The 14,627-nt window shown below is 63.3% G+C and carries 11 protein-coding genes; 6 read left to right on the top strand and 5 right to left on the bottom strand.

All coding sequences use genetic code 11. The features are described 5' to 3' along the window. Positions 1–65: 65 nt before the first annotated feature. Together ggt and ACJ8PI_RS08120 are read right to left on the bottom strand one after the other, a co-directional pair. Positions 66–1,739, bottom strand: a complete 1,674-nt coding sequence (ggt, locus tag ACJ8PI_RS08125) for a gamma-glutamyltransferase (protein ID WP_039566069.1) — start codon at positions 1,737–1,739, stop codon at positions 66–68. Between the two features lie 161 nt (positions 1,740–1,900). Beyond that, positions 1,901–2,764, bottom strand: coding sequence for a LysR substrate-binding domain-containing protein (locus ACJ8PI_RS08120; RefSeq protein ID WP_033634584.1), 864 nt, complete (start codon positions 2,762–2,764; stop codon positions 1,901–1,903). Positions 2,765–2,907: 143 nt separating this feature from the next. Here ACJ8PI_RS08120 and ACJ8PI_RS08115 point away from each other — a divergent pair, with 143 nt between their 5' ends. From ACJ8PI_RS08115 to ACJ8PI_RS08090, 6 genes are all read left to right on the top strand, one after another. Then, on the top strand, positions 2,908–4,038 hold the full coding sequence (locus ACJ8PI_RS08115; protein WP_164134211.1) for an agmatine deiminase family protein: 1,131 nt from the start codon (positions 2,908–2,910) through the stop codon (positions 4,036–4,038). An 85-nt stretch (positions 4,039–4,123) separates the two neighbouring features. Continuing rightward, complete coding sequence (locus tag ACJ8PI_RS08110) at positions 4,124–4,804, top strand: class I SAM-dependent methyltransferase (protein ID WP_033634582.1); 681 nt, start codon at positions 4,124–4,126, stop codon at positions 4,802–4,804. 215 nt (positions 4,805–5,019) lie between these two features. Next, positions 5,020–6,162, top strand: a complete 1,143-nt coding sequence (locus ACJ8PI_RS08105; RefSeq protein WP_033634581.1) for an efflux RND transporter periplasmic adaptor subunit — start codon at positions 5,020–5,022, stop codon at positions 6,160–6,162. Position 6,163: 1 nt separating this feature from the next. After that, a complete protein-coding gene (locus ACJ8PI_RS08100) occupies positions 6,164–9,301 on the top strand; it encodes an efflux RND transporter permease subunit (protein WP_151264579.1) in 3,138 nt (1,045 codons plus the stop codon). A gap of 1 nt (position 9,302) precedes the next feature. Continuing rightward, complete coding sequence (locus tag ACJ8PI_RS08095) at positions 9,303–10,745, top strand: efflux transporter outer membrane subunit (RefSeq protein ID WP_164134213.1); 1,443 nt, start codon at positions 9,303–9,305, stop codon at positions 10,743–10,745. A 159-nt stretch (positions 10,746–10,904) separates the two neighbouring features. Next, complete coding sequence (locus ACJ8PI_RS08090) at positions 10,905–11,258, top strand: DUF1493 family protein (protein WP_164134214.1); 354 nt, start codon at positions 10,905–10,907, stop codon at positions 11,256–11,258. A 14-nt stretch (positions 11,259–11,272) separates the two neighbouring features. Here the strand turns inward: ACJ8PI_RS08090 and ACJ8PI_RS08085 are convergent, their stop codons facing one another. From ACJ8PI_RS08085 to ACJ8PI_RS08075, 3 genes are all read right to left on the bottom strand, one after another. Beyond that, positions 11,273–11,470: a heavy-metal-associated domain-containing protein gene (locus ACJ8PI_RS08085; RefSeq protein ID WP_165790338.1), complete on the bottom strand. Its 198-nt coding sequence runs from the start codon at positions 11,468–11,470 to the stop codon at positions 11,273–11,275. Positions 11,471–11,544: 74 nt separating this feature from the next. Further along, positions 11,545–12,015, bottom strand: a complete 471-nt coding sequence (cueR, locus tag ACJ8PI_RS08080) for a Cu(I)-responsive transcriptional regulator (RefSeq protein WP_164134215.1) — start codon at positions 12,013–12,015, stop codon at positions 11,545–11,547. A gap of 12 nt (positions 12,016–12,027) precedes the next feature. Beyond that, on the bottom strand, positions 12,028–14,583 hold the full coding sequence (locus ACJ8PI_RS08075) for a heavy metal translocating P-type ATPase (RefSeq protein ID WP_164134216.1): 2,556 nt from the start codon (positions 14,581–14,583) through the stop codon (positions 12,028–12,030). Positions 14,584–14,627 lie beyond the last annotated feature (44 nt).

The following is a 14,627-nucleotide window of genomic DNA, read 5'->3' as shown; positions in this document are numbered from 1 at the left end:
GAGGCAGCGGCAGTCTGTTCGGGGAGAGCGGCGGCCCGTCTAACCGGAGGCGGGCCGCCGGGGCGTTACTTGTTCACCACCAGGCCGACGCCGCGGCCACGCGGATCGGACGCGGTTTCCGGCGTGCGGCCATCGATGCGGATGGCCTGAATATCCCCCATGTTCCAGCCTTGGTCTTCGAGGGTGTAGCCCATGGCTTTCAGCTCTTCCGCCGGTTTGCCGGTCAGCGGCGCAAAGCTGTCATAGTAGAGGGTGTCCTTCGGCAACAGCTGATGGTGCACGCGCTGGGCGGCCACCGCCTGCGCCAGCGGCAGGTGATAATCGTAGAGGTTGTTGATCACCTGGAAGATCGAGGTGAAGATGCGCGATCCGCCCGGCGTGCCGATCACCAGGCTGACCTCGCCGTCGCGGGTGATGATGGTCGGGCTCATCGAGGAGAGCATGCGTTTGCCCGGCTCGATGGCGTTGGCGTCGCTGCCCACCACGCCGAAGGCATTGGCGACGCCGGGTTTGGCGCTGAAGTCGTCCATCTCGTCGTTGAGCAGGAAGCCGGCGCCTTTGACCACCACGCCGCTGCCGAAGTCCCAGTTGAGCGTATAGGTGTTGCTGACCGCGTTGCCGGCGGCATCGACGATCGAGAAGTGGGTGGTTTGGTGGGTTTCCAGCCCCGGCCGCACCTGTTCAGTCGGCGAGATCGCCGTCGGGTTGATCTCGGCGGCGCGTTTCTTCAAGTAGTCGGGGGCGATCAGCTGCGCTTCCGGCACGTGAGTGAAATCCGGGTCGCCGAGGTAGTCGGCGCGATCGGCGAACACGCGTTTTTCGATTTCCGCCAGCAGGTGGATATAGCGCGCCGAGTTCAGCGGCACCCCCTTGAAATCGGCGGCGCGATCCTCTTTTATCCCCAGCAGTTGCGCCAGCGCAATGCCGCCGGAGCTGGGCAGCGGGGCGGTATATACGGTATTGCCGCGCCAGCTGATGCGCATCGGTTCACGCCATTTCACCCGATAGTCGGCCAAATCCGCCGCGCCGATCAGCCCATTGTCGCGCTGCATTTGCGCCACCAGCAGGCGCGCGGTTTCGCCGTGATAAAAATCGTCGGCGCCCGACTTGGCGATGCGCTCGAGCGTGGCCGCCAGCTCCGGCTGTTTGAACACCGCGCCGGGCTTCATGGCGCCGAAATAGTCGCCGAAGTTGGTTTTCCCGGCGAACAGCTTGTTGGCGTCTTCACGGTACTGATACTGCTGATCCGCCACGGTGAAACCTTGCCGGGCGTAGCCGATCGCCGGCGTCAGCAGTTCGGCCCACGGCAGCTTGCCGAAGCGTTTATGCGCTTCCCACAACCCCAGCACGGTGCCCGGCACGCCGGCGGCGCGGCTGCCCACCAGGCTAAGATTTTCGATCACTTCGCCTTTCTCGTTCAGATACATAGTTTTGCCGGCGGCCTTGGGCGCCACTTCGCGGTAGTCGAGGAAATAGGGTTTGCCGTCGACGTACAGCGTCATAAAGCCGCCGCCGCCGATATTGCCGGCTTCAGGGTAGGTGACCGCCAGGGTAAAGGCGGTGGCGACCGCTGCGTCGACCGCGTTGCCGCCGGCCTGCAGAATGTGCGCGGCGACGTTAGCGCCATACCGATCCGGGGCGGCGACCGCACCGGCGGTGAGATCGGCGGCAAAGGCGGCGGGAAGGGGGCAGGCCAGGGCCACGCTCAGAGCTATCGTTTTCAATAAACCGGCAGACATAGACGATCCTTTTAGCGATGTTCAGTTATCAGGTGAATTCAACTAATTATTTTGAAACAGCAGGTTAGCGCGTTTTCTTCGGGCTGTTGCGGCGCTTTATTGAAGGTAGCAGCGGTCAGGCGGGGCCGCCTGACCAGAGTAGCGAATCGTGACGTGGCGCGTTATGCGCCGGCGGGCAGCGCCGACTGCAGCCATTGGCAGAAGTGCCGGGCGAGCGGGTTGTGCTCGCTGTCGCGGTGCAGCAGCCACGCCCAGTTGGCGCCGCGCACGCGTTGCTCGGTTAACGGTTGCAGCAGCCCGGCGTCGTGCGCGTGCTGCGCCAGCAGTTGGCTGACCAACGCGATGCCGAGGCCATTGCAGGCGGCGTCCAGCAGCAGACCGGGATCGGAGAAGTTCAGCCCGCTGTCGCGCTGGCCGACGTGCGCGCCGCCCGCCACCGTCCAGTGGCTCCAGTCCATCTCCCGTTCGCCGTGCAGGGTCACGCGCTGCTCCGCCGCCAACGCCAGCAGGCTGGGGTGGCAGGCGGGATAAAGCCGGTCGCTGCAGAGCAGGTTAAAGGTGCAGTCCGCCTGCGCGCTGAGATCGTCGCGGATCGCCAGATCGATACTGTCCGTCGCCATATTCGGCGGTTCAAAGCTGGTGAACAGCCACAGGTCGACCTGCGGATGCTGCCGATTGAAGTCGCCCAGCCGCGGCGTCAGCCAGTGGCGGGCGAAAGCCGGGGTAGTGTTGACGATCAGCTGGTTGGGTTTGCGGTACTGATCCAAACGGCGAATGCCGACCGCCAGCTGTTGCAGCATCACCTGCGCGGTGCTGAACAGATCGTGGCCGGCGTCGGTCAGCGCCACGCTGCGGCCGGTGCGGAAGAACAGCGGCTGCTCCAGAAACGCTTCGAGGCTGCGGATCTGCTGGCTGATGGCCGACTGGGTAAGGTGCAGCTCTTCGGCAGCCTGATGAAAACTGCCCAGGCGCGCTGCCGCTTCGAAACCACGCAGCGCGCTCAAAGGGGGCCAGTGTTTTAACATTATCGATAAGCCTGTCTAATCAGATATCCGCTAAATATATCGTTTGTCGCGGTGCCAGGGGAAGACTAGCATAAGATTCAACCGCATAAACGTGAATTATTCGTTTAACTTTTTGAATTATAAATGATTAAAAGAGGTCTTCAATGTCAACTCGTCGCGTGTTTATTAAACAGATTTCCGCCGTTGCCGGGGTCGGTTTGACGGCCTCGTTAGGCATTCCGTTACGCAGTCACGCAGAAGCTGCGCTTAATCCGGCCTGGCGGATGCCCGACGAAGGGGAACCGCAGCAGCGGGCGTTTCTCGCCTTCGGCGCGCAGCGGGCCATCTGGGGCGAATTCACGGCGGATGTGCAGGCGGCGCAGGGGCGTATCGCCCGCGCCATCGCCGAGTTTCAGCCGGTGACGGTATTTTGCCGCGACAATGAACGGCAATTGGCCGAGGCCACCTGCGGCAGTCACAACGTCAGCTATGTCGTCACCGAGCTGGATGACATCTGGGTGCGCGATTTCGGCGCCAATTTCGTCGTCAACGGCGCCGGCGAACTCGGGGCGGTGGATTTCAACTTCAACGGCTGGGGCAATAAACAGCGACATGCCAGGGATGCGCGCCTGGCGGCGTTTGCCGCCAACCGCTACGATGCCGCTCAACTGCGCCGCAGCGCACTGACAGGCGAAGGCGGCGGTATCGAAGTGGACGGGCACGGCACCGGCATCATGACCGAAAGCAGCTGGGTGAATGCGAACCGTAATCCGGGCTGGAGCCGGGACCGGGTGGAGCAGGAGCTGAAAGCGATGCTCGGCCTGCGCAAAATTATCTGGCTGCCGGGCATTAAAGGCCGGGACATCACCGACGCCCACGTCGATTTTTACGCCCGCTTCGTGCGGCCGGGCGTGGTAGTGGCCAACCTGGACACCGATCCGGCCTCTTATGACCATGCGGTTACCCAGCAACATCTGGCGATCCTCAAGGCGGCGACCGACGCCGACGGCCGCCGGCTGCAGGTGCATACGCTTTCGCCGCCGCTGGCGCCGCGCGACAGCCGATTCAGCCGCAACAACCCGGATTTTGCGGCGGGCTACATCAACTATTTCGTCATCAACGGCGCGGTGATCGCCCCGGAGTTTGGCGATCCGCAGGCGGATCGGGCGGCGCTAGCGCTGCTGACGGCGCTCTATCCGCAGCGCAAGGTGGTGCAGTTGGAGATCGACGCCATCGCCGCCGGCGGCGGCGGCATTCACTGCGTGACCAGCCAACTGCCAAGGCACGGCCGGTAATACCGCGCAATGTTCAAAAAATGCGCACCGGGTTGTTTGTCACGATCGGCTGTGGTTGGCTTAGCGCTGACACAAGGAGAAAATCATGACCGATTCACCCTCGACCATTCCCACCTGGTATCGCGATCCGCGCGCGGAAGAGGCCATGGCCGATGGCCATGCGCCCATCTGGCGGCATCTTATCGGCCTGGTGCCGGAAAACGAACTGTCCGGCGTGAAGGTGCTGGATTTCGGCTGCAATCAGGGCGGTTTTCTACGCCTGCTGTACCAACTCCGCCCATTTCAGCAGGGGCTTGGCGTTGATATCGCTCGCCGGTCCGTCGATGAAGCCAACCGGCTGAAAGGGCATCTGCCGGTGGTTTATCAAACCGATACGCGGCTGAACGGCTGGGACGACCATTTCGATATCGCCTTCAGTCATGAAGTCATCTATCTGATCGACGATATTGCCCAGCATGCTGCCGATATACTGCGGGTGCTGAAGCCGGGCGGCGTTTACTATGCGGTGACCGGTTGCCACACCGGCAACCCGCTGTGGCCGCAGTGGCGTGAACGGGTTGCTGCAGATACCCATACCGTGGTGCAGGATCGGTCGCTGGCCGACTATGCGCGCATTTTCTCCGCCGCGGGGTTCCAGGTCTCTGCCCGCAGGCTGGGCTTTTCCGGCTTCGTGCCCTATGAGCCGGACGGGTGGATGCCGGATATCGCGGCGGCAATCGACTACTATTGGCACACCAAAACGGTGTTCAGGCTGGTTAAACCCTAAAAATCCTACGTGGCGCAGCCCCAAGCTGAAGTGGAGCGCTTTCTTGCATTGGCTAAAAACCGCTGCGCCAGTTTGCTGAAACCACGCTGAAGCGATATTGCTCCACCGTTTCCCACTTCGACAAGATTTTACCGAATCCTTACGCAACCCTTTCAGAAGCGAATGTCGGCATTCGATATATTGAGAATAGTCATTCTCAACAGGATCGTATTGCAATGCAGAGGAAAACGCTTTTGGTGCTCGGGCTGTCGCTGTTGTTGGCCGCCTGCGATGGGCAAAACGCCGGTGCGCCAGCCGGCGCGGGCGCAGAACAGGAGGTCGGCGTGGTCACGCTGCGCGGCCAGTCAGTGACCCTGAGCAGCGAGTTGACCGGCCGGGTCAACGCCACCATGACCTCCGACGTGCGGCCGCAGGTCGACGGCATCATCAAGCAGCGGCTGTTTACCGAAGGGGCCGAGGTCAAGGCCGGGCAGGTATTGTATCAAATTGACCCTGCCAGCTATCAGGCCAGCTACGATCAGGCCGCGGCCCAGCTGAAAAACGCCCAGGCCACGGTGCAATCCACCCGGCTCAAATCGCAGCGCTATGCGGCGCTGGTGAAAGAGAACGGCGTTTCTCAGCAGGATGCGGACGATGCCAAAGCCGCCTATCTGGCGGCCGTGGCGTCGGTGGCCCAATATCAGGCGGCGCTGGAGACGGCGCGCATCAACCTCGCTTATACCCAGGTGCGGGCGCCGATCGCCGGGCGTATCGGCATCTCGTCGGTGACGCCGGGCGCGCTGGTCACCGCCAGCCAAAGCGATGCGCTGGCCACCATCCGCGCGCTCGACCCGATCTATGTCGATCTGACCCAGTCCAGCGCCCAGCTGCTTAAACTGCGGCGCCAGCAGGCGGCGTTACAGCGCGGCGCGGTCACGCCGGTCGCCATCAAACTGGAGGACGGCACGCCTTATGCTCACGCCGGCAAGCTCGAGCTGACCGAAGTCGCGGTGGACGAAGCCACCGGTTCGGTCACGCTGCGCGCGGTGTTCCCCAACCCCGAACATGAGCTGCTACCCGGCATGTATGTCCATGCCACGGTGGCTAACGGCGTCGATCCCAAAGCCATTCTGGCGCCGCAGCAGGGCATAACCCGCAATGCCAAAGGGGAAGCCACCGCGTTGGTGGTGGACGAGCAAAACAAAGTGGCGCAGCGCACCGTCAGCGCCGAACGGGTGGTGGGCAGCAATTGGCTGATCGGCAGCGGGCTGAACGAAGGCGATCGCCTGATCGTCGAAGGCACCAGCAAGGTCACGATCGGCGCCGCGGTGAAGCCGGTTGAGGTTTCGGTCGACAAAACCCAACGCGGGGAGCAGTGATATGGCGCAGTTCTTTATCCGGCGGCCGGTATTCGCCTGGGTGATCGCCATCATCATCATGCTGTGCGGCCTGATGTCGATCAATTCGTTGCCCGTTTCGCAGTATCCGGACGTCTCGCCGCCGCAGATCTCCATCTCCGCCACCTACCCGGGCGCGGACGCGGAAACGCTGGAAAACAGCGTCACCCAGGTGATTGAGCAGCAGCTCACCGGCCTGGACGGCCTGCTGTATTTTTCTTCGACCAGCAGCTCCAGCGGCTCGGTCAGCATCAACGTCACCTTTGATCAGGGCACCGATCCGGATATCGCTCAGGTGCAGGTGCAAAACAAGGTGCAGCAGGCGGAAAGCCGTTTGCCGAGCGCGGTTACCGCGCAGGGCGTGACGGTCAAGAAATCCCAGAGCAGCTTCTTGCTGATCGTCGGGCTGTATGACGAAAGCGACAAGGCGACGATGGCCGATATCTCCGACTATCTGGTCAGCAACCTGCAGGATCCGCTGTCGCGCATCGAGGGCGTGGGGGACGTGCAGGTGTTCGGCTCGGAATACGCGATGCGCATCTGGCTGGATCCGACCAAGCTGGCGAGCTATGCGCTGATGCCTTCCGACGTGCAGACGGCGATCGAAGCGCAAAACACCCAGGTGTCCGCCGGCAAGATCGGCGATCTGCCGGCCGCCGCCGATCAGCAGCTGACCGCCACGGTAAAGGCGCAGTCGCGGCTGCAAACGCCGGAACAGTTTCGCAATATCATCCTGAAAAGCGACAGCAGCGGCGCGCTGGTGCGGCTGGGCGATGTGGCGCGGATTGAGCTGGGCAACGAGGACTACTCCGCCAGCGCGCGCCTCAACGGCCACCCGGCGGCGGGGATCGCGGTCAAGCTGGCGGCGGGCGCCAACGCCCTCAACACCGCCAAGCTGGTGAAGGCCAAGGTGGCGGAATACCAAAGCGCGATGCCGCAGGGCTACAAGGTGGCCTACCCGAAAGACAGCACCGACTTTATCAATATCTCGATCGAGGAGGTGGTGAAAACGCTGTTCGAAGCGGTGGCGTTAGTGGTGGTGGTGATGTTCGTGTTCCTGCAAAACCTGCGCACCACGCTGATCCCGACCATCACCGTGCCGGTAGTGTTGCTGGGCACCTTCGGCGTGCTGGCGGCGTTCGGCTATTCAATCAATACCCTGACGCTGTTCGGCATGGTGTTGGCGATCGGGCTGTTGGTGGACGACGCCATCGTGGTGGTGGAAAACGTCGAGCGCGTGATGCGCGAGGATAAGCTGCCGCCGCGCGAAGCGACGGAGAAATCGATGCGCGAAATCACCGGCGCATTGGTCGGCATTGCGCTGGTGCTGTCGGCGGTGTTTCTGCCGATGGCGTTCTTCGGCGGCTCCACCGGGGTGATCTACCGCCAGTTCTCGATCACCGTCGTCTCCTCGATGGTGCTGTCGGTGGTGCTGGCGTTGACGCTGGCGCCGGCATTGTGCGCCACGCTGCTGAAACCGGCGCACGACGCGCAGACCGACAAGGGTTGGCTGGGCAAATTCAACCGCGGCTATGACCGGCTGCAGGAGAAGTACGCCGACAAGGTCGGCGGGGTGATCCACCGGCCGACGCGCTATCTGCTGCTGTACGGCCTGCTGTTGATCGCCGCGGCCGTGATGTACCTGCGCTTGCCGACCGGCTTTCTGCCCAACGAGGATCAGGGCACGGTGATGGTGCAGTACACCTTGCCGGCCGGCGCCACCAACGCGCGCACCTCGGCGGTGAGCGAAGCGGTGACCGCCTATTTCCTCGACCAGGAAAAGGCCAACGTCAGCACCATTTTCACCATCAACGGTTTCGGCTTCAGCGGCAGCGGGCAAAACGCCGGCATGGCGTTCGTCAGCCTCAAAGACTGGAGCCAGCGCAGCGGCAGCGAGAACACCGCCGACGCCATCGCCAAACGCGCCATGGCGCACTTCGCCACGCTGCGCGACGCCCAGGTCTTCTCCATGAGCCCGCCGGCGATCGACGGTTTCGGCCAGTCCGACGGCTTCACCTTCGAGCTGCAGGCCAAAGGGGCGACCACCCGCGCCGAGCTGCAGGCGATGCGCGACCAGATCGTTGCCGCGGCCGCCGGCAATCCATCGCTGCTGGCGGTGCGCGCCAACACCTTGCCGGATACCCCGCAGCTGCAGGTGGAGATCGACAACGGCAAACTGCAGGCGCTCGGCCTGAGCGCCGCCGACGTCAACAGCACCCTCAGCAGCGCGTTCGGCAGCACCTACATCAACGACTTTATCGATCGCAACCGGGTGAAAAAAGTCTATATGCAGGGCGATGTGCAGTACCGCGCCAAGCCGGAAGATCTTGACCGCTGGTTTGTGCGCGGCACCAACGCGTCGGGTGCCAGCAGCATGACGCCGTTCTCCGCCTTCGCGTCTTCGCACTGGATCTACGGGCCGGAAAACCTGTCGCGCTATAACGGGCTGTCGTCGTTCGAGATCACCGGGCAGGGCGCCACCGGCGTCAGCTCCGGTACGGCGATGAGCGAGATGGAGAAACTGGCGGCAACATTCTCCGCCGGCAGCAGCTACTCCTGGAGCGGGCTGTCCTATCAGGAGCGGCTGACCAGCGGCCAGGCGTCGTCGCTGTACGCCATTTCGCTGATCGTGGTGTTCCTGTGCCTGGCGGCGCTGTATGAGAGTTGGTCGATTCCGTTCGCGGTGATGTTGGTGGTGCCGATGGGCGTGGTGGGATCGCTGCTGGCGATCACCCTGCGCGGGCTGGAAAACGACATCTACTTCCAGGTGGCGCTGCTCACCATCATCGGCCTGTCGGCGAAGAACGCCATTTTGATCGTCGAGTTCGCCGAGGAGATGCACCAGCGGGGCGAAACGCTGATTGGCGCGGCGGTCCACGCGGCGCGCATGCGCCTGCGGCCGATCCTGATGACCTCGCTGGCGTTTACCGCCGGGGTGCTGCCGCTGGCGGTATCCAGCGGCGCCGGCGCCAACAGCCGCATCGCCATCGGTACCGGCATCATCGGCGGCACCATCACCGCCACCGCCTTGGCGATCTTTTTCGTCCCGCTGTTTTATGTGTTGGTGCGCCGCATGTTTACCCGTCGGCCCGCCAACCCGCCGTCACAGGCAGGAGAATAACGTGTTGCAACGAGTCATGATGTTAACTTTACCGCTGCTGCTGACCGGCTGTCTGTCGCTGGATCCGCACTACCAGCGCCCGGCGGCGCCGGTGCCCGCCAACCTGCCGCAGGGCGAGGCCGGCGGCAACCGGGCGCTGAGCTACCCGGACGTCGCCTGGCGCGACTATGTCCAGGACGCCCGGCTGCGCCAGGTGGTGGCGCTGGGGCTGAACAGCAGCCGCGATCTGCGCGAGGCGATCGCCAATATCGCGTCGGCGCGCGCCCTGTACGGCGAGCAGCGCTCGGCGCTGTTCCCGACAATCAATGCCACCGCCGACGGCAGCCGCGGGCGAGCGCTGACCGGCAGCGGCAACGCCACCGCGCTGAGCCAAAGCTACGAAGCCGCGGCCGGCGTCAGCGCATTCGAGTTGGATCTGTTCGGCAAAAACGCCAGCCTGTCGCGCGCGGCGTTCGAAACCTATCTGGCGAACTCGGAGGCGGCGAAAAGCACCCGCCTGACGCTGATCGCCGATATCGTCACCGACTGGGTGGCGGTGGCGGCCGAGCGCAGCAATCTGGCGGTGGCGCAGCAGACGATGGCGAGCGCCAAACGGTCGCTGGACGTCACGCGCAACAATCAACAGCACGGGATTGCGTCGCTGGTTGACGTGGCGTCGGCGGAAACCGTCTATCAGCAGGCGCGATCGGACGCCGCCAGCTACGCTACCAGCGCCGCGCAGGCGAAAAACGCGCTGGATTTGGCGGTGGGGCAAAGCGTGCCGGAAAGCCTGCTGCCGAGCGGCATCGAGGCGCTCGGCGGGATCATGCGCGATCTGCCGGCCGGCGTCTCTTCGCAAGTGTTGCTGAAGCGGCCGGACGTGCTGCAGGCCGAGCATAACCTGAAATCCGCCAACGCCAATATCGGCTCGGCGCGGGCGGCGTTCTTCCCGTCGATCAGCCTGACCGCCAACGGCGGGGTGGGCAGCGGTGAACTCTCCTCGTTGTTCAGCCACGGAGCCGGCGTCTGGTCGTTCGCACCGAGCATCAGCCTGCCGATCTTCAGCGGCGGCTATAACACGGCTCAGTTGAATTATACCCAGGTGCAGAAAGACCTGTATGTCGCCACCTATGAGAAAGCGGTGCAGACGGCATTTCAGGAAACCGCCGACGCGCTGGCGCGCAAGGCCACGCTGCAGGAGCAGCTGGCGGCGCAGACCGGCTATGTGGCGGCGGCGCAGCAATATTATCGTCTGGCCGAGCTGCGTTACCGCCAGGGCATTGACAGCTACCTGACGCTGCTGGACGCGCAGCGCACGCTGTACACGGCGCAGCAGGCGCTGATCGCCGCGCAGCAGACCGCGTATGACAATCAGGCCACCCTTTATAAAGTGTTGGGCGGCGGCGTTGCCGCCGAGCGGCAGGGGGACGGCGTCATCGCCGACAAGACGACGCTCAGCCGCTAACCGTCAACCGCGCGCGCGCCGGGAGTGTGGCTGCGCGCGGTTTTTTTATGGAAAGTGTAAAGAAACGGAAAACCCGGCCGGCGGCCAGAACTCGCCGGGGCAGGCAGAGTCAGACAGAGAACCGCATTCCTCTTTTATTCATACCGGCTCGAGGTCGTCATGGCAGAAGACATTCAGCAACAGGTCATCGCGCTTATCGCCGCCTTCAACGCATCAGGGCGGCTGAAGAAGGGCGTGGTCATCACCCCGGAAACCGAGATCAACACCGCGCTCAACCTGTCGTTCAGCGATTCCAATACGCTGATGCGCCGCTACTTCGATACCTTCGGCGTCGACAGCGGCAACTATAACCACGAGCTGTATTTCCAGCCGCCGGCCAACACCGGCCGCTGGTTTTCCCCCTCCGCCTGCAAAGAACACCCTCGGCCGCTGTGCGTGTCGATGCTGGTGCGTTCCGCGCGCGCCAAACGCTGGCTGTACGATATCCACTTTCTTATCGAACAGCTGCGCTAGGCCTGACGCGCCGCTTAATCCGGCTCGGCCGGAGGAAAACCGGCTTCGTCCAGCGCGGCGCCGAAGGCATCGCTGTGCAACGCACTCTCGATGAGCACTTCCCGCCTGGCCGGATCGGTTTGAATGCGCGCCTGCGGGTCAACGTTCAGCAACGCCCGGGTGACGGAACTGGCGCAGCCGCCGCAGGTCATGGCTGGAATATGAAAACGAATCATTTTTACTCTCCTCGTCGATTACGGTGTTTGATAACGGTAAAGCTTGCCAGCGTGACAGGGTCAAACTCTTTTTATGACGATTCACGCGGTCGTCGTGGTTTCGGCTCGCGCATCACCCCGAAATGCGGCGTTTGGCGCGGCGCGATGAGCGCCACCGGTTGCGCTAAACCCGCCAGAATAGGGCAGTCGGGGCGCGTATTACCGTGGCAATGGCCGGCAAGGCGTTCCAGCGTTTGCGCCATCGTCTGCAGTTGCGCAATCTTGGCTTTCAGCACGGCGATGTGGGATAGCGCTACGGCTTTAACATCGGCGCTGGCGCGTTCGCGGTCGTGCCACAGCATCAGCAACGCAGCTATCTGCTCAACGGAAAAACCCAGGTCGCGTGAGCGCCGGATAAAACGCAGGCCATGCACGTCCGACATGCCGTAGTGGCGGTATCCCGCATCGGAGCGAGCCGCTCTCGGGATCAGGCCTATTTGCTCGTAATAGCGAATCATCTTCGCCGAAACGCCGGATAACCGGGCTGCTTGTCCGATGTTCATCCTGTCCTCCTGTTACGATGATGCCGATATTCCGCCGGGTTGCGCGGTTGCCGCCGCCGCTTCAGCGCGGCTCTCGACGGCCATCGGCGCCTGGAAACGTTTGAGCCGCAGCGCATTGCCAAGGACGAAAACGCTGGAAAGCGCCATCGCGGCCGCGGCGAAAATAGGCGAAAGCAGCGTGCCGTTCAGGGGATAAAGCGCGCCGGCTGCCACTGGGATCAGGACGGCGTTATAGGCGAAGGCCCAAAACAGGTTCTGCTTGATGTTGCGGATCGTCGCCTGGCTGAGCGCAATGGCGTTGGCTACGCCGCGCAGGTCGCCCGACATCAGCACCACATCGGCCGCTTCTATTGCCACATCGGTGCCTGTACCGATAGCCAGCCCAACGTCCGCTTCCGCCAGTGCCGGCGCATCGTTGATGCCGTCGCCGACGAAGGCGACTTTCGCGCCGCTGTTGCGGAAGGATTTCAACGCCGCCACCTTGCCTTCGGGAAGCACTTCGGCCGCGACTTCGTCAATCCCCAATTGCCGGGCGATCGCCGCCGCCGTCGCGGCATTGTCGCCGGTGATCATCGCAACCTTGAGCCCAAACGCATGCAGCGCAGCGATAGCTTCCGGCGTTGTTTCCTTAATCGGATCGGCAACGGCGATCACCGCAGCCAAACGGCCATCAATGGCGGCATAAAGCGGGCTTTTCCCCTGGGCGCCGAGGCGCTCGGCGACGGGCTGAAAACGTGCCACATCAAGCCCGAGCCTGGTCATGAAGCGATCTGCGCCAACGGAGATCCGGCGTTGGCCGATGCGCGCCGTTACGCCGAAACCGGGTGTGGCGTCGAAACTGTCGACAGCGGCGAGCGTAAGATTCTGCTCTCTTGCCGCCGCGACGATAGCTTCGGCGATGGGGTGTTCGGACCGTGTCTCGACCGCAGCGACCAAGGCCAGTACTTCGTGGTATTCGAAGCCGTCAGCGGGCACCAGATCGGTCAACTCGGGGCGGCCTTTGGTCAGCGTGCCGGTTTTGTCGAGGGCGATAACGCCCACATCGCGCAGGGCCTGCAACGCTTCGCCCTTGCGAAACAGCACGCCCAGCTCGGCGGCGCGCCCGGTGCCGACCATGATAGAGGTTGGCGTCGCCAGACCCATGGCGCAAGGGCAGGCAATAATCAACACGGCGACCGCATTCACCAGCGCGAAGGTCAGCGCGGGCGACGGCCCGAAGAACAGCCAAACCAGAAAGGTCAGTACCGCCGCCGCCATGACGGCCGGAACAAACCACATCGTCACCTTATCGACCAACGCCTGAATCGGCAGTTTGGAACCCTGCGCTTCCTCCACCAATCGAATGATTTGCGCCAGGACAGTATTCGCGCCGACTTTTGTCGCCCGGAAACTGAACGCGCCGGTTTTGTTGATGGTTCCGCCGACCACATCGGCCCCCACGGTTTTCTCGACCGGCACCGGTTCACCGGTGATCATGCTTTCATCGACATAAGACGCGCCTTCCAGAACTTCGCCATCCACCGCGATTTTCTCCCCCGGCCGGACGAAGACCACATCACCGGCAACCACCTGTTCGAGAGGGATTTCAACCGTTTCGCCATGCCGTTCAACGCGTGCGACCTTGGGTTGAAGGCCGACGAGCCGTTTGATGGCCTGTGAGGTGCGCCCCTTGGCGCGCGCCTCCAGCACGCGTCCGAGCAGGATCAGCGTGACGATCACGGCGGCGGCTTCGAAATAGACGTTGGCGGTGCCCTGCGGTAACACCCCGGGGGCGAAAGTGGCGACCAGCGAATAACCGTAGGCCGCCGCCGTGCCGACCGCAACCAGCGAGTTCATGTCGGGGGCGCCGCGCAGCAGCGCAGGAACGCCTTTGCGGAAGAAGCGCAGGCCGGGGCCAAATAAGACCAAGGTGGTGAGGACAAACTGGATATACCAGCTTGTCTGCACGCCCAACCCCTCCATGACCCACTCATGTATGGCGGGAATGAGGTGCGACCCCATTTCCAACAGGAATACCGGCAGGGTGAACAGGGCGGCGCCGAACAGGGCGCGCCGCAACGCGCGTGACTCATTTTCGCGCCGCTCGGCGGCCTGGTCGTCCGCGCTGGGGCTACCCGCCGTCAGGCGGCGAGGCGTATAACCGGCGCGCGTGACGGCAGCGGCGAGGTCTTCCAGGGATACGGTGCCGGCCAGATAGCGCACCCGCGCACGTTCGGTCGCCAGATTGACATTGGCTTCGGTAACGCCGGCGACCTGGCTCAACGCTTTCTCCACCCGCCCGACACAGGAGGCGCAGGTCATATTTTCGATCGCCAGCTCAGTGGTTTCTTCTCGCACGGTATAGCCGGCGCCTTCGATGGCGCGGGCCGCCGCCTGCGGATTCGCCTGGCCGGTAAACGTGATGTCGGCGCGTTCGGTGGCGAGATTGACCGTTGCCGCCTGCACGCCGGGAACCGCCGTCAAGGCCCGCTCGACGCGACCGACGCAGGAGGCGCAGGTCATGCCTTCAACCGGCAGACTCAGACGCACGGACGAAGGCTGGGGGAAGTTGGCATTGGATGAATTCATGTTATGTGCCCTTAAAGGAGTGGCTGGTATCAGCAAGGCTAGAG

The sequence above is a fragment of the Serratia sp. CY82433 genome (assembly GCF_052166535.1).
Taxonomy (GTDB): domain Bacteria; phylum Pseudomonadota; class Gammaproteobacteria; order Enterobacterales; family Enterobacteriaceae; genus Serratia; species Serratia sarumanii.
Note: the sequence above shows the minus strand (reverse complement) of the source record. Positions and strands in the feature narration are given on the sequence as shown.